The following is a 17,757-nucleotide window of genomic DNA, read 5'->3' on the forward strand; positions in this document are numbered from 1 at the left end:
CTCTGGTCGTACTCGATCAGATCCCGCATCCCCGCACAACCGTTTCCGCGCCGGCGCGCGCCGCGCGCGGGACGGCTCCCGCTGGTGCAATGGGGGTGAGCGGGCGGCCGCCGCCCGCCCGGTGGCCGCACGGCGGTGGAGGTGTCGTGGCGGAGAACAGGGGGAGCACGGAGAGCGCGGAGCGGGGCGCGGCCGAGCGGCGCCTGCCGGCCGCTCTGGAGGCGGCCATCGGCCTGATCGGCACCACCCTCGACGAGACCGTGACCTGCCGCGAGCTCATCGCCTTCCTCGCACGCCACCCCGGCGGCACCGCGACGATCGAGCTGACACCGGGCAAGGGCGACCGCACCCCGCCGGACGCCGCCCCGACCGCCGCCGCCCCGGCGGCCCGTACCGCGCTCACCGTCCCGCTCGCCGTGGACCGCGAGCGCCCGCTGGGCACCGTCACCCTCACCCGGGCCGCGCCCCCGTACGGCGACGACGACCTGGTGGTGCTGCGGCAGGCGGCGCGTCTCGCGGCCCGCCACATCCGGCACGCCCGGCGGCTCGCCGCCACCGAGGACGTCGCCCTCCACCTCCAGCGGGCCCTCGTCGCGGAGCCTGGCCGGCCCCACCCCAACCTGGAGATCGCGGGCCGCTATCTGCCGGCCGGGCCGCGCACCCTGGTCGGCGGCGACTGGTTCGAGACGGTACGGCTCCACTTCGGCCGCAGCCTGCTCGTCGTCGGCGACGTCATGGGCCACGGGCTCGAAGCGGCCGTCGACATGAACGCCTACCGCTCGGCGCTCCGTGAGGTGGCCGCCACCGACCTCCCGCCGCACCGGGTGCTGCGCCATCTGGACGCGGTCGTCGCGGAGGACGGCGCCCGCCGCCCCGCGACCTGTCTGCTGGTCCGGGTCGACCCCGGGCGCGGCACCGCCACCTTCGCCAGCGCCGGCCACCTCCCGCCCGCGGTCTTCGGTCCGGACGGCTCGGCCGAGCTGGTGGACCTGCCCGTCGGTCCGCCGCTCGGCACCGGTGTCGGCGGATACGAGCCGGCCACCCGCGTCCTCGGGCAGGGCGACACCCTGCTGCTCTTCACCGACGGACTGGTGGAGCGCCGGGGCGAGGACATCGACGCCTCGCTGGCCCGGCTGGCCGGGCTGCGGCTGCCGCCGGAACCCGGACCCGAACGGGTCGTCGACGAGGTCCTCGGCCGGCTCGACGCGCATCACGCGGAGGACGACGTCGCCGTCCTCGCGGCGCGCGTCCGGGTCCGTCCGGCGGGCTGAACCGCCGCCGGTGACACAGCGCTCCTTCCGTCCCACCCAGGGTGGTGACATGTCGTCATCTCGCCCTCCGTGGACGTCGGTTTCCGGCCTCGACGGGATTCTTTCGCCAGGACGCTTGTGCCGGGACCCGCGGCCCGGCACGCTCCTCGTATGAACACGGCCAGGCATGCCAGTGAACGTCTGATGAGCTGGCCCTCGCTGATCCGTGGCCGTGCGCACTGCGGTGCCGAACTCGGCCTCGGGACGGCGACGGAGGAGATCGTCCACTTCCACGGCGAGCACGAGGCCGACGTCCATCTCACCCGCGCGATGGTCGCCCGGCTGCGGCCCGCGCTCCAGAACTCGACCGCCGTACGGCTCCGGGCCGGCTCCGGCTGGGTGACGGTCCGGCTCGACGCGGGTTCCGACATCGACCTGCTCGCCACCCTGGTCAGCGCGGCCCTCCAGGCCACCGCGTCTCCCGACGCGGCCCCCGACCGGTGCACCCGCGCCCGCCCGGTGGTGGGCAGGCACTGACCGGACGGGCGCGGGCGGGGCTCAGGCGCGAGCGCCGTCGCCCGTCTCCCGGCCGGGAACCGGGAAGAGCATGCAGGTGCTGGTGGCGTGCGCGAGGAGACGGTCCTCCGCGTCGTACAGGCCCGCCTCCGCGAGCGCGGTGCGCCGCCCCCGCGAGATGACCGTGCCGACGGCCCGCACCTTGCCCGTGTCCATCGTGATCGGCCGCAGGAAGCGGGTCTGCAGGTCGAGCGAGGTGTACGCGGTCCCCAGCGGCAGCGTGGTGTGCACCGCGCACCCCGCCGCAGAGTCGAGCAGCGTGGCGTAGACGCCGCCGTGCACGCTGCCGATCGGGTTGTAGTGCTCCTCGCCGGGCTCCAGGACGAAGACCGCCCGCCCGTCCTCGACCTCCTCCAGCGAGAACCCCAGGAGCGCCGCGATCGGCGGGCCCGGCAGCCGGCCCGCGATCATCTCGCGCAGGAAGTCCAGCCCCGCCATGGACGCCGCCGCCCGTGCCGTGGCTCCGGCGTCCTCCCACTCGACCGTCCGCGACCTGCCCATGACCACTCCGCTCCGTCGTTCCCCGTCGCCGACCCGAGGGCTGGCTCTGTACCGCGAAGCTAGACCTCGTGTCGGCTGACTGTCAATGACGCAGCCAGCTGGCTAGAGTGTGACGATGAAGTGGCTGGAGACGGACACCGAGAACTGCTCGGTCCGCCGCACCCTGGACCTCGTGGGCGAGAAGTGGAGCCTGCTCATCCTGCGCGACGCCTTCAACGGCGTCCGCCGGTACGACGACTTCCGCCGCCACCTGGGCCTCTCCGAGGCCGTCCTCGCCGACCGGCTCCGCAAACTCGTCGCCGCCGGGGTGCTCCGCAGCGTCCCCTACCGGGAGCCCGGCACCCGCACCCGCCACGAGTACCGGCTCACCCCCAAGGGCATCGACCTCTGGCCCGTGCTGCTCGCCCTCAAACAGTGGGGCGACACCCACACCGGCGACCCCGAGGGCCCCGCCCTCGACATCCGCCACACCGCCTGCGGAGCCCCCGTCCGGGTCGTCGTCCAGTGCGCCGGCGACGACGCCGAGGTCCTCACCGCCCGCGAGGTCACCGTGACCCCGGGCCCCGGCGCCCGCCGCCTGCCCTGACAGCCCCACCCGTTCGGCCGCATCGCTGCGGAACCCGGCCCTCCGGCGGGTACCGGACCAGACATGCCCCCCACCCCCGGTACGCCGCGCGACCAGCCGCCGCACGAACACGCGCACCTGCTCCGGCGCTGGCACGCCCGCCTGCTCGCGTCACCCGTGGGGCTCGCCTGGAACCGGGGCCGCGCCATGGAACTCATGCACCGCGCCATGGGCTTCGCCGCCCTCAGCCTCCTCACCCTCGTCCCCCTCCTCATCGTGGTGGCCGCCGCGGACCTCTCCCGCGGCCAGGGCTTCGCCCGCTGGCTGATCCAGGGCCTCGGCGTCACCGAGGTCTCCCAGGAAGAGGTCGAACTCCTCTTCGGCCAGCCCGGTCAGGCCCTCCAGCGCACCACCGCCTTCGGCCTCGCCGCCCTGGCCGCCTTCGGCGTCACCTTTGGCTCCGCCGTCCAGACCGGCTACGAACGCGCCTGGGACCTGCCCACCGCCCGCTGGCACACCATGTGGCGCCACATCGTCTGGCTCGCCGTCCTCGTCGCCGCCCTCCTCCTCTTCGTCGCCTTCCCCGCCCCCGAACACGCCTCCGCCGCCCTCACCGTGCTCGTCGCCCTCGGCGACCTCGTCGGCACCTTCCTCTTCTTCTGGTGGTCCCAGCGCTTCCTCCTGTGCGGCCGCATCCGCTGGCGCGCCCTCCTGCCCGGCGCCGTCCTCACCGCCCTGGGCCTCCTCGGGCTGCGGATCTTCTCCCAGCTCGTCTTCTCCCCGCTGATCGCCTCCAACGCCGTCACCTACGGCCAGTTCGGCACCGTCCTGGTCCTCCAGTCCTGGCTCGTCGGCGTCGGCTTCGTCGTCTACGGCAGCGCCCTCGTCGGCCGCCTCGTCCACGAGACCCGCCTCCGCCGCCGTCTCGTCCGCACCGGCCGCGCCTGACCCGCCCCGGCGCTGCAGGGCCGGTCGCCCCGAGCTGACGGACTCACGAAGCGAGGGACGCGGTCGCCGACGGACTGGTGGTCGGGCCGTAACCCTTTTCCCGTCCCGGCAGTTGACCAGGGCATGAAGAAGCGCAGCATGCTCGCCATCGCCTCCCTCGCCGCAGGCGTCGTCACCGCCCTCGTCACGCCGCCGCCGCAGGCCAGCGCCGCGGAGAACCCGCTGGGTGTCGGCGGGGCCACCGGACTCCTCCAGGAGGACGGCGCCGCCTCCGTCGTCCACGAGACCGTCACGACCGTGGAGGACACCGTCGCCGACGGCTCCGCCCAGGGCCTCCGCTGACCCCGGCCCCCTCGCCTCCGGTGCCCCGCGCCCCTTCCGGCGCGGGGCACCGGCGCGTCATGACCCGCCGAGAGGCGGCCCGTGCGCGCCCGGTGCGCGGGTAATGACAGGATGTCCCCATGAGCAACAACGTTTTCTTCGACATCACCATCAACGACGAGCCGGCCGGCCGGATCGTCTTCAAGCTGTACGACGACGTCGTCCCGAAGACGGCGCAGAACTTCCGCGAGCTCGCCACCGGCCAGCACGGCTTCGGCTACGAGGGCTCCTCGTTCCACCGCGTCATCCCCGCCTTCATGCTGCAGGGCGGCGACTTCACCGCCGGCAACGGCACCGGCGGCAAGAGCATCTACGGCGCGAAGTTCGAGGACGAGAACTTCAAGCTCAAGCACGACAAGCCGTTCCTGCTCTCGATGGCGAACGCGGGCCCGAACACCAACGGTTCCCAGTTCTTCATCACCACGATCGTCACCGACTGGCTGGACGGCAAGCACGTCGTCTTCGGCGAGGTCGTCGAGGGCCAGGACCTGGTCAAGAAGATCGAGGCCCTCGGCTCCCGCTCCGGCGCCACCAGCGCCAAGATCACGATCAGCAAGTCCGGCACCGTCTAGGACCGACCGGCCCCCTACGGCACGGGGCGGGTGGAGCGGCGTCCACCGGACACCACTCCACCGCCCCGGCCTGTCGGCGACGGCCTCAGCCGCCCTCGCCCTCGCCGTACCGCCGCTCGAACTTGGCGATGCGCCCCTCCGTGTCCACGGTCCGCGCCTTGCCCGTGTAGAACGGGTGGCTCTCCGACGAGATCTCGACGTCGATCACCGGATACGTCTCGCCGTCGTCCCACTCGATGGTCTGCTCGCTCGTCGCGGTCGACCGCGTCAGGAACGCGTACCCCGCCGAGCGGTCACGGAAGACCACGGGCCGGTAGTCGGGCTGCTTGTCCTGCTGCACGGGACCTCCTCGCCTCGGGCGGCCGTCGCACGGCCACCCCGTCCTGTCCGGCCCGAACGGCACGGACCCTCCCCAGCCTCGCCGGGCCCGCCCGCACCGACCAGCGCCGCTGACCCGACCGGGTGAGCCCCGGCACCCCGCCTACCCGCCCCGCCGCGGCCAGCGGGCCGCCAGCAGCAGGGCGATGTCGTCCGGCCGGTCCGAGGCCCGCACCGCCTCGTGCATCAGCCGGTCCGCCGCCTCCGCCAGCGGCAGCGAACCCGTCGACGCCAGCGTCCGGCGCAGCCGCTCCACCCCGTCGTCGATGTCCGCGCCCGGCCGCTCCACCAGCCCGTCCGTGAACAGCGCCAGGACGGCGCCCTCGGCCAGCCTCAGCCGCGTCTCCGGATACGCGGCGCGCCCGTCGACGCCCAGCACCACCCCGCCCGCGATGTCGACCAGCTCCGCCGTCCCGTCCGGCTGCCGCAGCAGCGGCTGCGGATGACCCGCCCGCACCGCCCGCGCGTCCCCCGTCCGCGCGTCCAGGACCACGTAGCAGCAGCTCGCGAACTGCCCCGGGTCCAGGTCGATGAGCAGCCGGTTGGTGCCCCGCACCACGTCCTGCGGCGGCAGCCCGCTCAGCGCGAACGCCCGCACCGCGCTCCGCAGCTGGCCCATCGTCGCCGCCGCCGCGACCCCGTGCCCCTGCACGTCCCCGATGACCAGCGCCAGCTCGCCCCGGGCCGTCTCCACCACGTCGTACCAGTCACCGCCCACGTCCATGCCCTGCGTCCCGGGCAGATAGCGGCCCACCGTCTCGACGCCCTCCCGCACCGGCAGCCGGTGAGGGAGCAGCGCGTCCTGGAGCCCGCGCGCGACCGCGGCCTCGGAGTCGTACCGCTGCGCCCGCTCCAGCGCCTGGGCGATCAGCCCCGCCAGCGCGGTGAGCACCGCCCGCTCCTCCGCGTCGAAGTCGCGCGGCCGGTCGAAGCCGAGGATGCAGGAACCGACCGGCCGGCCCGAGGCGATCAGCGGCAGGAACGCCCGCGCGCCCGTCTCCGCGTCCAAAGGCAGCTCCGGATAGGTCCGGCGCAGCGTCTCCATGGACTCGAAGAACAGCGCCCGGCCGCTCGTCAGCGCGTCCACCCCGGGCACCCGGGCGTCCAGCGCGACCCCGTCGAAGGGGTCGAGGAAACCCGGCGGGAACCCCGTCTCCCACGCCAGATAGAGCCGCCGGTCGCTGAGCAGGTAGATCGCCAGCTGCCGCCCGCCGAACGCCGGCAGCAGCTCCTCGGTGACCACCGCCGACACCTGCCGCGCCGTCACCGCCTCCGTGAGCGCGATCGCCAGCGCCACCGGACGGTACAGCGACGACCCGCGGGTGCCCTCGGAGCCGAGCCCGTCACCGGCCCGCGGCGAGGGCTCCGGCGCCGGGACCGCGTCCGGTTCCGGGGCCTCCTCCGGGACCAGCACCATGGTCACGCCGTCCCGGCCGGGGTGCAGCGACACCGACAGCCACCGGCCCTGCTCGGGGCGGGCCAGGAACCGCACCGGCTCCGACGACAGCAGCGCGGCCCTCAGCTGCTCCTCGTGGAACGGGTGGGCGAACCACGGCAGCGCCTCCCACAGCGGCCGTCCCGCGAGCGCCCCGCGCGGGCGCCCGAGCAGTCGCTCGGTGCGCTCGTTGACGTAGGTGATCCGGCCGAGCCGGTCGACGGCCAGGATGGCGCGCGGCAGCCGGTCGGTGGCGTCCGAGCCGATCAGCCCCGTGCCCAGGTCGACCAGGGCGCCGGTCAGATGCCCGTGCCCGTCCGCGCCGACGAACCGCGAGCGCGCCGACACCTCCAGCAGGTGCAGTCCGCCGTCCGGCCCCTTCAGCCGCAGCCGCCGCACCGAGCCACCGCCGTCCGCGGAGCCCGTCCGGCGGGCCGCCGCCCACAGCGCGTAGCCGTCCTCCGGCTCCAGCCGGGAGGTGAGCGCCTCGATCGGCAGCGGGGAGGCGTCCGCGACGCCGAGGATGGCCCGCAGCCCGTCGTCCATGGTGACGGTCCCCGCCGCCAGGTCCCAGTCGAAGGAGCCGAACCGCACCGGCGGCACGGCGCCCGACGGCAGCTGGACGCAGATCGGTTCGCCCGGCCACCGCACCGGCGTCCCGCCCGCGACGAGATCCGCCAGGACCTCACCGAGGCGCAGCCCGGCCCGGGTCATCCGCTCCCGGTCCCGCGCGCCCACCGGCAGCCCGGGCGTCGGCGGCCGCAGCACCACCAGGACCCCGAACCGCTCCCGGCCGGCCACCACCGGGGCGTACAGCGACGCGAACGGGAAGGGCAGGCTCGCCACCAGCTGCGGGAACCGCCGCATCGACTCCTCGACGTCCGCCAGGTGCACCGGCTGCCCGGAGCGGTGCACCTCGGCGACCGGGAACGGGCGGTTGGTGTGCATCCGCGACCAGGGCCGGAACAGCTCGCCCGGCAGGCCCGCGAGGACCGAGAGCCGCAGCAGCCCCTCCGTACCGGACCGCAGGTACACCCCGCCGGCGTAGCCGCCGACCGCCTCGACGGCATCCGTCGCCGCCTCCGCCAGCGCCTGCGTCAGGGCCTGCGTCGGCGCGCCGGGGGGCGGGGCGTGCGGGGTCACACAGCCAGCATGCGCCCGCCGTGAAACCCGCCGCATCCCGGCGGAAGGGAACCGGCGCCGCCGCGAGCCGGGGTCCACGCGCGCGGGGAGGGCGCGCATCCGCCGGACGCGCCCACGCGCCCGTGCGGACGTCGCCCCGACGGCCCCGCCCCTGTTGACCGCGCGCTTCCGGACCGTCACACTCGGTCGTCGTCCACCGCCCGTCATCCGCGGCGGAGGGCACCACCAACCTCGTCACCACCTCGCGCGCAGGGGGCACCATGACCGGCCGGGTCCTTCCGTACGACGTCCACGGCGACGGCCCCGGGAGGGCCCTCGTCCTCCACAACTGGTTCGGCGACCGCAGCACCTTCGACCCGCTGCGCGCGCACCTCGACGCCTCGGCGGGCAGCTACGCCTTCGTCGACTGCCGCGGCTACGGCGAGGCCCGCGACACCGAAGGGGACTTCACCATGGAGGAGGTCGCCGCGGACGCGCTGGCCGTCGCCGACGACCTCGGCTGGGACTCCTTCTCCGTCATCGGCCACTCCATGGGCGGCAAGGCCGCCCAGCTGATGCTCCTCGACGCGCCGGACCGGGTCCGCTCGATCGTCGGCATCGCGCCCGTCGCCGCCTCCGGCTTCCCCCTCGACGAGGAGAGCCGGCAGCTGTTCGCCGGGGCCGCCGACGACCCGGCGCTGCGCCGGGTGATCATCGACCACACCACCGGCGGCCGGCACGCCGGCCCGTGGCTGGACGCGGTCGTCGACCGTTCGACGAGCCGCTCCTCCGCCGCCGCCTTCCGCGCCTATCTGGACTCCTGGTCCGGCGCCGACTTCCACGAGCGGGTCCGCGACAACCCCACGCCCGTGCTGCTCGTCGTCGGCGCGCACGACCCGGCGCTCGGCGCGGAGGCGATGGAGGCGACCTGGCTGCGCTGGTACCCCAACGCCCGCATGGAGGTCCTGGCGGACGCCGGACACTACCCGCCGGAGGAGGCGCCGAAGGACCTGGCCCGGGCCATCGAGGCGTTCCTCGCCGCCTGACCCCGTCCGAAGGGACCTTTCGCGGGGCCGCGCGGGACTTCCGGCCCGCGTGGCGCCCGGTCCGGCGGGCAGTCGACGGGTGTACTCGACCACGAGGCCGGCCGCGAGCGGCGGAACACCACCGGAAGGACGGAGCAAGCGATGGGGCGCAGCGAGGAACGGGCGACGACGGAGCGGAACGGACCCGCCGGGGCGGACGGCGGGCCGTTCGTCCTCGTCGGGACGGACGGCTCGCCGTCGGCGCTCCGGGCCGTGGAGGCGGCGGCGCGGGAGGCCGGGCAGCGCGGACTGCGGCTGGTCGTGGCGCACGCCTTCATCTGGCCGCTCTTCCGCGTCGACCTGGAGCCCTCCCTGTACGGGCCCACCGAGAGCGGGCTGCGGCGGCAGGCGCAGATCGTGCTGGACACGGCGGTGGCCCGGGCCCGGGCGGTCGCCCCCGGCACGGAGGTCTCCGGCGAGCTGATCTCCGGCGAACCGCTGGTGGTCCTCGCCACCCGGGCCCGGGGCGCGGACCTGGTGGTCGTCGGCAGCCGGGGCACCGGGGCCTTCGGCGCCGTGATGCTCGGCTCGGTCGCCGTCCACCTCGCCGCGCACGCCGAGTGCCCCGTCCTGGTGGTGCGCGGCCGGGAGGAGCCGGAGGGTCCGGTCGTCCTCGCGGTCGACGGCTCCCCGGACTCCGACGCGGCGGTCGACTTCGCCTTCGCGGAGGCGCGGGCGCGGGGCGCGGAGCTCGTCGCCGTCCACGCCTGGGCTCCCAGTTCCGGGCCGGCGGACCTCACCCCGCTCTTCCAGAGCGTCGAGGAGGTGCACGCGGAGGCCGGCCGCGTCCTCGACGCGGCGCTGGCCCGGGCCGCCGCGCGCCACCCGGAGACGAAGGCGGAGCCCCGGCTGCTGCGCGGCAGCCCCCGCGAGGTGCTGCTGGGGGAGAGCGAGGGCGCCCAGCTGGTCGTCATGGGTGCGCGGGGCCGCGGCGGCTTCGCCGGCCTGCTGCTCGGCTCCGTGAGCCAGGCGCTGCTCCACCACGCCCGCTGCCCCGTCGCGGTCGTGCGGAACACGGCGGGCTGAGGCGGACCCCGGACGTCGTCGGGTCCGCGGTGCCCCGGGTCCGGCCGGGCGGCAGGTGGGACCCTGGAGGTACGGGCCGGGCCTGACGGTCCTCGCGTGGGGGAATCGCCCATCGGGAAGGCGGCGCGCCATGTACTTCGCCGACCGTGTCGACGCGGGGCGGCAGCTCGCCGACCGCCTCGGCCACCTCAGGGACCACGACGTGGTCGTCCTCGGCCTGCCGCGCGGCGGCGTCCCGGTGGCGGCCGAGGTCGCGGAGGCCCTCGGTGCGCCGCTGGACGTCTGCCTCGTCCGCAAGCTGGGGGTGCCGAGCCGGCCCGAGCTGGCCATGGGGGCGATCGGGGAGGGCGGGGTGCGGGTCGTCAACGACGAGATCGTGCGGGGCGGCGGCGTGACCGCGCGGGAGCTGGAGGCGGTCGAGGAGCGGGAGCGGCGGGTCCTGGCCGACCGGGCCCGGAAGTACCGGGGCAGCCGCCGCCCCGTGCCGCTGGAGGGACGGACGGTGGTCGTCGTCGACGACGGGCTGGCCACCGGCGCGACGGCGCTGGCCGCCTGCCGGGCGGTACGGGCCGGGGGCGCCGCGCGGATCGTGCTCGCCGTGCCGGTGGCGCCGCGGGACTGGACGGCGCGGCTCGGGGGCGAGGCCGACGAGACGGTCGCCGTGCACACCCCGGCGGGGTTCACCGCGGTCGGCCAGTTCTACCGGGAGTTCGACCAGACTCCGGACGCCGAGGTGGTGGCCCTGCTCGACCGCAGCAGGGCGGAGGGCGCCCCGGTGGTCCGGGAGAGCTCCGTACGCATCCAGACCGGCGGTCCGGAGCTGCCGGGCGATCTGGCGGTGCCCGACGGGGCCGCCGGGCTGGTCCTGTTCGCGCACGGCAGCGGCAGCGGCCGGCACAGCCCCAGGAACCGGGCGGTGGCCGCCGCGCTGAACGGGGCGGGGCTCGGGACGCTCCTCTTCGACCTGCTCACGGAGGCCGAGGCGGCCGACCGGGCACGGGTCTTCGACACCCCGCTGCTCGCCGAACGGCTGGCCAGGGCCTCCGCCTGGGCGGCCGCGTGGCCCGAGACCGCGGCGCTGCCGCGGGGCTACTTCGGGGCGAGCACGGGCGCGGCCGCCGCGCTGTGGGCGGCGGCCGCGCCGGGCGACGACGTGGCCGCCGTGGTGTCCCGGGGCGGCCGGCCCGATCTGGCGGGGGAGCGGCTCGCCGCGGTGCGGGCGCCGACCCTGCTGATCGTCGGCGGGAGCGACTCCCTGGTCCTCGACCTCAACCGGCGTGCCCAGGAGCTGCTGCGCTGCGAGAGCCGGCTGGAGGTCGTGGCCGGCGCCGGCCACCTCTTCGAGGAGCCCGGCGCCCTGGAGGAGGTGGCGGAGCTGGCCACCGCCTGGTTCACCGGCCGCTTCGGGCCGGCGGCCGGCGGGGACGGTCAGTAGGCGCCGTTGACGTTGTCGATGGAGCCGTACCGGTCGGCCGCGTAGTTGCAGGCGGCGGTGATGTTCGCGACGGGGTCGTACGGGTCGAGCGAGGTGCCCGGCACGTGGTACGCCGCGAAGGTCGGGTCGATGACCTGGAGCAGGCCCTTGGAGGGGGTGCCCTTGACGGCGTTCGAGTCCCACAGGTTGATGGCGCGGGGGTTGCCGGAGGACTCGCGCATGACGTTGCGGAGGATGCCGTCGTACGAGCCGGGGATGCCGTAGCGGGCCATGACGTCGAGCGACTCGCGGATCCAGCCGTCGAGGTTGTCGGCGTACCGGGTGGCGGCGGCGGGCGCGGCCGTCACGGCGGCGGGCCGCGCCTGGGGCTGGGCCGCCCGGGTCTGGACGGCGGGGGTCGCGGTGCGGTTCGCGGAGCGGCTCGCCCGTTCGGCGGAACCGGCGGAGGCGGGCTTCGCGGTGCTCTTGCGGGCCTTCTTCTCCGGCGCCGGAGCGACCTTGGCGGAATCCCGACGAATCGTCAGTTCGAGGCCCGGGTGAATGAGTGACGGATTGTCACCGACGGCCGTCTTGTTCGCCCGGTAAAGCGCCTTCCAGCCGCCCTGAATTCCCTTTCGCTGGGCGATCAGGGAAAGCGAGTCGCCCTTCACCACGGTGTACGCGCGGGTGGCGGCCGGCGCGGTGGGAGCGGCCGTGGCGGCCTGCGCGGCGGCGGTGGTCCCGGCGGTGGGAGCGGCGACGGCGGCGGCCGGTGCGGCGGCCCGCGCGACGGGCTCGGCGCCGGCGGTGGCGGGGACGACCAGGGGCAGGGCGAGGGCGACTCCGCCGGTGCCCGCGAAGGCGAGACCTCGGGAGACGGGGCGGCGTCGGGGGCGGCGGTGCTTGCCGTGAGCGGGCATGACGGTTTCCTCTCCGGCGCCTGCGAGGTGAGCTGTCGGGTTCGGACGGGAGGTGTCCGGCCGCGCGCACGCGGCTTCACCCCGAGCCGTTCCGGAGGTCCGGACCGGCGGTGTGGTGGGTCCCCCGCTCCTGCCGTCGGGTGCAATGGGAGGTCTTTCGGGCGGTGGCAGGATTCGGCGGTCCGCCCGAATGGAGGTGACCGTAGGCGAGAAATGCGGCGGGGAACAAGACGCGTAAACGCGGGAAGGGGAAAGGGAAAGATCGCCGGGCCGGAATTCAAGATCGCGCGGCGCCGCGGTCGTCCCGGAATCCCTTGCGCCGTGCGGATTCTGACGGGAGGGGGCGTGCGGGGGACGGGGGGAAAGTGAGTCGCGTCACGGGGTGTGCAATGTCCGAATAGGGCGTCTGATTCCTTTCGCGGAACAGTGCGTGGTAATGCCCGAGGGTGGGGGTGACATGCGAGGCGCGTTCGCCGCAAAGCGGACATTCATCGCCAATGATGGGGGAATGTCCTCACCTGTCCCGCTTTCCCTCGCTCTGCCGGACTCCGCCCCGGACCCCGACGCCCTCGACCGCGAGGCGGCCCGGCTCTACGAGAGCGCCGCCTGGGAGCGGCTGCTCGCGCCCGTGCCGGCCGACCCGGACCCCGCGCCGGCCGCGCCGGAGCCTGCCCCCGAGGCGTGGCGAAGGCTGCTCTCCGCCCCCGTCGACCGGCTCGTGGCCGAGGCGCTCGACGCGCTGCCGGCGGCCCCGCCCGCCGAACGCCCGCTGCCCGGCAGGATCGGGGCCGCGCTCCCGGACCGGCTGCACGCCTGGCGCCGGATCGGCAGCCCGGACGTCCGCCCCTCCGTCCACCTGGCGTACGCCCGCCGGGTCCTGACCGAGTGGGGCTGGCAGAACACCCCGTACAAGCTGCGGGACAGGCGCGGCGCCCGGTGCGTCTGCGGCGCGCTGCTCGCCGCCCACCGGCTCGGCCACGGCAGCGCCTCGACCATGAACGAGGCCGGCGCCTGGATCATGACCGAGCTGCGGTCCCGCGGCTGGCACGGGCTCATCGGGCCCTGGAACCGCGTCCCGGGCCGGACCGCCGAGGACGCGCTCGCGCTCCTCGACGCCACGATCCGGCGCGCGGCCCTCGCCGGGCGCTGACCCCCGCCCTGCCCCGCCCGGCGCTCGGAGCCGGGCGGGGCGCGGGCGGTCAGCCGGTGACGCTGGGCGCGCCGGTCTCGATGTGGCCGGTGTAGCGGCGCGACCAGGTGCCGTCGATGTCGGCCAGGATCGTGAAGTCGTACCAGCCGTCGGCGTACGCCACCGCGTTGAAGTAGTCCTCCCGGGACGAGCCGGCGGGGACGGTGTACGTCCACGGGCCGTCCGTGCGGTAGGCGTTCGCGCGGACGGTGAACGTCACCGGTCCGGCCGAGGTGTTGGTCAGCTTGAACCAGATCGCGGTCTTGCCGGTGCCGGCCTCGGGGGCGAACCGGGCGGCCACCTCGATCGCCCTGCCCGCCTTGGAGGCGTCGCCGATGAAGCGGCGCAGGAAGCGGTTCGGGCCCATCATCGAGATGTCGTACTTCCCCGAGCCCGAGCCCAGCCCGATGTTGAAGTAGTCCGTCGCGGTCGTCCCCGGGTCCACCGTGTACTGCCAGGCGGCCGTGTCGCGGTACTGGTGCGGATGGATCGAGAAGTGCGCGGCCCGCCGCGCCTGCGGTCCCGTGTTGCTCATGGAGAACCAGGCGAGGATCTTGCCGGCGGCGCCGAACTCGAAGCGGTCCAGGTTGCCGTTGGGCTGGTAGGGGAGCGCCCGCGCCGGGCGGGTGCCGGACTCCTGGGCGGGCAGCGCGTTGTTCTGCGGCGCGGGGTTCGGCAGCGGGCCGCAGGTGGCCATGCCGATGACCTTCGCCGTCGACGGCAGGCCGGCCGGGACCCCGTACACCGGGTGGGCGAAGTCGAAGACGCCGGTCAGGTCGCCGGTCACCTTCCGCCGCCAGGCGCTGATGTTCGGGCAGGCCGCCGGGGTGCCGAGGGCGGCGGTCCAGGTCTCCAGGAAGCGCAGCACCGAGGTGTGGTCGAAGACCTCCGAGCTGACCCAGCCGCCGCGCGTCCACGGGGACATGACCAGCATGGGGACGCGGAAGCCGAGGCCGATCGGCACGCCGTCCAGGTACTCGCCGGGGGTGCCGGGCGGCGGCACCGGGGGCGGGACGTGGTCGAAGAAGCCGTCGTTCTCGTCGTAGTTGAGGATCATCACCGTCGAGTCGAAGACCTCGGGGTTCGCGGCGAGGGCGCGGTAGACCAGGTCGACGAAGTGGGCGCCGTCGCCGGGAGGCGCGTACGGGTGCTCGGAGAACGCCTCGTTCGCCACCACCCACGAGACCTGCGGCAGGGTGCCGGCGACGACGTCGGCGCGGATCGCGGCGGCGATGTCGTCCGGGGTCGAGCCGGTGACCTTCGGGACCGACGCCATGCCCCGGTCGTACAGCGGGTCGCCGGGCCGGGCGTCGGTGAACCTCTTGAAGTACGCGAGGCCGTTGTCGCCGTAGTTGTCCTGGGCGTTCTGGTAGACCCGCCAGCTCACCCCGGCCCGCTGGAGCGCCTCGGCGTACGTCTCCCAGGTCAGCCCCGACTCGTCGCCGCCGTCCTTGCTGGAGGCGTCGATCCGCCCGCTCCAGAGGAAGGTGCGGTTCGGTCCGGTGGCGCTGAGCGCGGAGCAGAAGTAGGCGTCGCAGACGGTGTAGTGGTCGGCGAGCGCGTGGTGGAAGGGGATGTCCTCGCGGTCGAGGTGGCCGAGGGTCCGGACGTTGCCCACGCCGGTCACCCAGTTGTCGAGCCGGCCCTTGTTCCAGGCGGCGTGCTGCGAGGTCCAGCTGTGCGGCAGGTCGCCGTTGCACTGGGCGAGGGTCTCGCCGTCGACCCCGCCGGCCGGAGGGGTGTCACTGAGCTTCCAGGGGAACTGCCGGCCGCCCCAGGCGGGTTGCTGGAAGGTGCTCCAGCCGCCGGGGAGGTTGCCCGCCGCCCGGTCGCCGAAGCCCCGTACGCCCCGGAGCGTCCCGAAGTAGTGGTCGAAGCTGCGGTTCTCCTGCATGAGGATCACCACGTGCCGGACGTCGGTCAGCGTGCCGGTCGCGGCCCGCGCGGCGGCCGAGGCCGTCGCCGGTGGCAGCGCCGCCCCCGCGACGAGTCCGGCGCCGAGCCCCGCGCCGATGCCGACGAATCCCCTGCGGCTGATGGGAAGCATCCCCGCCCCTCCTGTCACGGCGTGCCCCTGCGGCACATCGGCAGACATGATGGGGGAGCGGGGTTCAAAGGTATACACCCGTGCGGTAAGGGTTGGTGAACGGTGGGAGAGCCTCGTTCACCTCGGTGTGACCAGTGCCGGAATTGGTATGGGGTTCGACCAATAAGCGTGACCTGGGGGTCGACCGGGGCCGTCGGGCGGTCCGGGGTGCCCCCGGGCTCTGGTCGCCTGGTGAGTGCATCTGCTTGAATGATGCTCATTCTGAGCAGCTTCACGCATTGGTGTCTCCCTTTCGTGCAAGGAGTGCGCATGGCCCCGTCCCGTACCGCCGCCGAGATCGCCACCCAGCCCGCCGTCTGGCGCGAAGCGCTCCGCACCCTGCCCCGGCACGCGCCCGCCCTGCCCCGGCGCGGCGAACGGGTCGCGGTGATCGGCTGCGGCACCTCCTGGTTCATGGCCCAGGCGTACGCGGACCTGCGCGAGGCCGGCGGGCACGGCGAGACCGACGCCTTCGCCGCCTCCCGCTTCCCCTTCGCCCGCCGCTACGACCGGGTCGTCGCCCTCACCCGCTCCGGCACCACCAGCGAGGTCCTCGCGGTCCTCGACCGCCTCGACGGAACCGTCGCCACCGGCGCGATCACCGCCGACCCCACCACGCCGGTGATGCGTGCCGCCGACGCCGTCGCCGTCCTCGACTTCGCCGACGAGGAGTCGGTCGTCCAGACCCGCTTCGCCACCACCGCCCTCGCCCTCCTCCGCGCCCACCTGGAGGCCGAGAACGCCCTCCCCGAGGGCGTCGGCTCCGTCGCCCGGGCCGCCGACGACGCCGAACTCGCCCTCGTCCGGCCGCTGGAGGACGCCGTGCGGGACGCCGAGCAGTTCACCTTCCTCGGCAGCGGCTGGACCTACGGGCTCGCCCAGGAGGCCGGGCTCAAGATGCGCGAGGCGGCCGGCGCGTGGACGGAGGCGTACCCGGCGATGGAGTACCGCCACGGCCCCATCAGCATCACCGGGCCCGGCCGGGTCGCCTGGAGCTTCGGTCCCCTGCCCGGCGGTCTCGCCGAGGAGATCCGCGCGGTCGGCGGCACCCTCGTCGCCGGCGGCCTCGACCCGCTCGCCGAACTCGTCCTGGCCCAGCGGCTCGCCGTCGCGGTCGCCGAGTCCCGCGGCCTCGACCCGGACCGCCCGCGCAACCTCACCCGCTCCGTCGTCCTCGCGGACGCCGGCGCCTGAGCCGCACCGCCCCCCTTCCCGTCCCGGAGTACGGAGCAGGACCATGCCACTGACCCAGACCCACGAGATCGTCCGGCGGGCCCGTGCCGCCGGTGCCGGTGTGGGCGCCTTCAACGTCCTCCAGCTGGAGCACGCGCAGGCCATCGTGGCCGGCGCCGAGCGGGCCGACCGGCCCGTCGTCCTCCAGATCAGCGAGAACACCGTCCGCTACCACGGCGCCCTCGAACCCGTCGCGCTCGCCTCGCTCGCCCTCGCCCGCGCCGCCAAGACGCCGGTCGCCGTCCACCTCGACCACGCCGAGAACCCGGGCCTCGTCCACGAGGCAGTGGAACTCGGCCTGGGCTCCGTGATGTTCGACGCGGCGCGACTCCCGTACGACGAGAACGTGGCCGCCACCCGCGAGATCGTCGAGCACTGCCACCGGCACGGCGTCCGGGTCGAGGCCGAGCTCGGCGAGATCGGTGGCAAGGGCGGCGCCCACGACCCCGGCGTCCGCACCGACCCCGAGGAGGCGCGCGCCTTCGTCGCCGCCACCGGCGTCGACGCCCTCGCCGTCGCCGTCGGCAGCGTCCACCAGATGGTCACCCGGGACGCGGTCCTCGACCTCGGCCTGATCGCCCGGCTCCGCGCAGCCGTCGACGTCCCCCTCGTGCTGCACGGCTCCTCGGGTGTCCCCGACGCCCTGCTCGCCCGGGCCGTGGCCGCCGGCATGACCAAGGTGAACGTGTCCACCCACCTCAACAAGGCGTTCACCCGCGCCGTCCGCGAGCACCTCACCGCGCACCCCGCGGAGGTGGACCCGCGCCGCTACCTCACCCCGGCCCGCACGGCCGTGACCGAGGCGGTCAGCCACCTCCTGGGCCTCCTCGACCCCCGCTGATCCCCGCCCCCTCCGCCCCGGGGTCAGGGGCGCCGGTCGGGGCCGTCGCCGCGGATGACCGGGACCAGGCTGCGCAGGGCCAGGCCGGCGGCGATCAGGGTGGTCGCCGCCACGACGAGGCCGAGGACGGCGAGCGGGGAGAGGCCGCCGCCGGTGGCGGCGAGCCCGGCGCCTCCGCCGCCGACCGCGCCGGCACCGATGGGCTTTCCGTACATGAGGATTCCTTTCTTCGGCC

18 protein-coding genes and 1 riboswitch are annotated in these 17,757 nt (G+C 75.1%); of the genes, 12 read left to right on the forward strand and 6 right to left on the reverse strand.

The genetic code is table 11. The features are described 5' to 3' along the window. Positions 1 to 146 precede the first annotated feature (146 nt). Together ABFY03_RS35200 and ABFY03_RS35205 are read left to right on the forward strand one after the other, a co-directional pair. Positions 147 to 1,271, forward strand: a complete 1,125-nt coding sequence (locus tag ABFY03_RS35200; protein WP_346171889.1) for a PP2C family protein-serine/threonine phosphatase — start codon at positions 147 to 149, stop codon at positions 1,269 to 1,271. A gap of 150 nt (positions 1,272 to 1,421) precedes the next feature. After that, a complete protein-coding gene (locus ABFY03_RS35205) occupies positions 1,422 to 1,787 on the forward strand; it encodes a luciferase domain-containing protein (RefSeq protein ID WP_319012273.1) in 366 nt (121 codons plus the stop codon). Between the two features lie 21 nt (positions 1,788 to 1,808). Here the strand turns inward: ABFY03_RS35205 and ABFY03_RS35210 are convergent, their stop codons facing one another. Next, positions 1,809 to 2,327: a PaaI family thioesterase gene (locus ABFY03_RS35210; protein WP_319012274.1), complete on the reverse strand. Its 519-nt coding sequence runs from the start codon at positions 2,325 to 2,327 to the stop codon at positions 1,809 to 1,811. A gap of 115 nt (positions 2,328 to 2,442) precedes the next feature. Between ABFY03_RS35210 and ABFY03_RS35215 the strand changes: the two genes are divergently transcribed. The 4 genes from ABFY03_RS35215 to ABFY03_RS35230 all read left to right on the forward strand — a co-directional run bounded on the left by ABFY03_RS35215 (position 2,443) and on the right by ABFY03_RS35230 (position 4,793). Next, a complete protein-coding gene (locus ABFY03_RS35215) occupies positions 2,443 to 2,913 on the forward strand; it encodes a winged helix-turn-helix transcriptional regulator (protein WP_319012275.1) in 471 nt (156 codons plus the stop codon). Between the two features lie 63 nt (positions 2,914 to 2,976). Beyond that, positions 2,977 to 3,840 (forward strand): YhjD/YihY/BrkB family envelope integrity protein, encoded by an 864-nt coding sequence (locus ABFY03_RS35220; RefSeq protein ID WP_319012276.1) that lies wholly within the window; start codon positions 2,977 to 2,979, stop codon positions 3,838 to 3,840. Between the two features lie 123 nt (positions 3,841 to 3,963). Then, complete coding sequence (locus tag ABFY03_RS35225; protein WP_319012277.1) at positions 3,964 to 4,182, forward strand: hypothetical protein; 219 nt, start codon at positions 3,964 to 3,966, stop codon at positions 4,180 to 4,182. 119 nt (positions 4,183 to 4,301) lie between these two features. After that, the gene (locus ABFY03_RS35230; RefSeq protein ID WP_319012278.1) at positions 4,302 to 4,793 is read left to right on the forward strand and encodes a peptidylprolyl isomerase; all 492 of its coding nucleotides are present in this window, start codon (positions 4,302 to 4,304) and stop codon (positions 4,791 to 4,793) included. Positions 4,794 to 4,878: 85 nt separating this feature from the next. Here the strand turns inward: ABFY03_RS35230 and ABFY03_RS35235 are convergent, their stop codons facing one another. Both ABFY03_RS35235 and ABFY03_RS35240 read right to left on the reverse strand, forming a co-directional pair. Further along, complete coding sequence (locus tag ABFY03_RS35235; protein WP_319012279.1) at positions 4,879 to 5,133, reverse strand: type B 50S ribosomal protein L31; 255 nt, start codon at positions 5,131 to 5,133, stop codon at positions 4,879 to 4,881. Positions 5,134 to 5,274: 141 nt separating this feature from the next. Further along, complete coding sequence (locus ABFY03_RS35240; protein ID WP_319012280.1) at positions 5,275 to 7,785, reverse strand: SpoIIE family protein phosphatase; 2,511 nt, start codon at positions 7,783 to 7,785, stop codon at positions 5,275 to 5,277. A gap of 224 nt (positions 7,786 to 8,009) precedes the next feature. On the opposite strand from ABFY03_RS35240, the gene ABFY03_RS35245 reads away from it, so the two are divergent. The 3 genes from ABFY03_RS35245 (at position 8,010) to ABFY03_RS35255 (ending at position 11,274) form a co-directional block, all read left to right on the forward strand. Continuing rightward, positions 8,010 to 8,774: an alpha/beta fold hydrolase gene (locus ABFY03_RS35245; protein ID WP_319012281.1), complete on the forward strand. Its 765-nt coding sequence runs from the start codon at positions 8,010 to 8,012 to the stop codon at positions 8,772 to 8,774. A 141-nt stretch (positions 8,775 to 8,915) separates the two neighbouring features. Further along, positions 8,916 to 9,839 (forward strand): universal stress protein, encoded by a 924-nt coding sequence (locus ABFY03_RS35250; protein ID WP_319012282.1) that lies wholly within the window; start codon positions 8,916 to 8,918, stop codon positions 9,837 to 9,839. 130 nt (positions 9,840 to 9,969) lie between these two features. Continuing rightward, positions 9,970 to 11,274, forward strand: coding sequence for a phosphoribosyltransferase family protein (locus ABFY03_RS35255; protein WP_346171890.1), 1,305 nt, complete (start codon positions 9,970 to 9,972; stop codon positions 11,272 to 11,274). On the opposite strand, the gene ABFY03_RS35260 is transcribed toward ABFY03_RS35255, so the two are convergent. Beyond that, positions 11,268 to 12,173 (reverse strand): LysM peptidoglycan-binding domain-containing protein, encoded by a 906-nt coding sequence (locus tag ABFY03_RS35260; RefSeq protein WP_346171891.1) that lies wholly within the window; start codon positions 12,171 to 12,173, stop codon positions 11,268 to 11,270. The two genes, ABFY03_RS35255 and ABFY03_RS35260, sit on opposite strands and share 7 nt — an antisense overlap. A 2-nt stretch (positions 12,174 to 12,175) precedes the next feature. Next, positions 12,176 to 12,335: riboswitch (cyclic di-AMP (ydaO/yuaA leader) on the reverse strand. A gap of 346 nt (positions 12,336 to 12,681) precedes the next feature. Here ABFY03_RS35260 and ABFY03_RS35265 point away from each other — a divergent pair. After that, a complete protein-coding gene (locus ABFY03_RS35265; protein ID WP_346171892.1) occupies positions 12,682 to 13,323 on the forward strand; it encodes a DUF6197 family protein in 642 nt (213 codons plus the stop codon). Between the two features lie 49 nt (positions 13,324 to 13,372). Here ABFY03_RS35265 and ABFY03_RS35270 read toward each other — a convergent pair whose 3' ends face one another. Then, positions 13,373 to 15,409, reverse strand: a complete 2,037-nt coding sequence (locus ABFY03_RS35270; RefSeq protein WP_319012286.1) for a phosphocholine-specific phospholipase C — start codon at positions 15,407 to 15,409, stop codon at positions 13,373 to 13,375. Positions 15,410 to 15,718: 309 nt separating this feature from the next. Between ABFY03_RS35270 and ABFY03_RS35275 the strand changes: the two genes are divergently transcribed. Together ABFY03_RS35275 and ABFY03_RS35280 are read left to right on the forward strand one after the other, a co-directional pair. Next, positions 15,719 to 16,642: an SIS domain-containing protein gene (locus ABFY03_RS35275; protein ID WP_319012287.1), complete on the forward strand. Its 924-nt coding sequence runs from the start codon at positions 15,719 to 15,721 to the stop codon at positions 16,640 to 16,642. A 43-nt stretch (positions 16,643 to 16,685) separates the two neighbouring features. After that, positions 16,686 to 17,522: a class II fructose-bisphosphate aldolase gene (locus ABFY03_RS35280; RefSeq protein ID WP_319012288.1), complete on the forward strand. Its 837-nt coding sequence runs from the start codon at positions 16,686 to 16,688 to the stop codon at positions 17,520 to 17,522. A gap of 23 nt (positions 17,523 to 17,545) precedes the next feature. Here the strand turns inward: ABFY03_RS35280 and ABFY03_RS35285 are convergent, their stop codons facing one another. Continuing rightward, complete coding sequence (locus ABFY03_RS35285; RefSeq protein WP_319012289.1) at positions 17,546 to 17,737, reverse strand: hypothetical protein; 192 nt, start codon at positions 17,735 to 17,737, stop codon at positions 17,546 to 17,548. Positions 17,738 to 17,757: the final 20 nt, after the last annotated feature.

Source organism: Streptomyces roseofulvus, from assembly GCF_039534915.1.
GTDB lineage: Bacteria > Actinomycetota > Actinomycetes > Streptomycetales > Streptomycetaceae > Streptomyces > Streptomyces roseofulvus.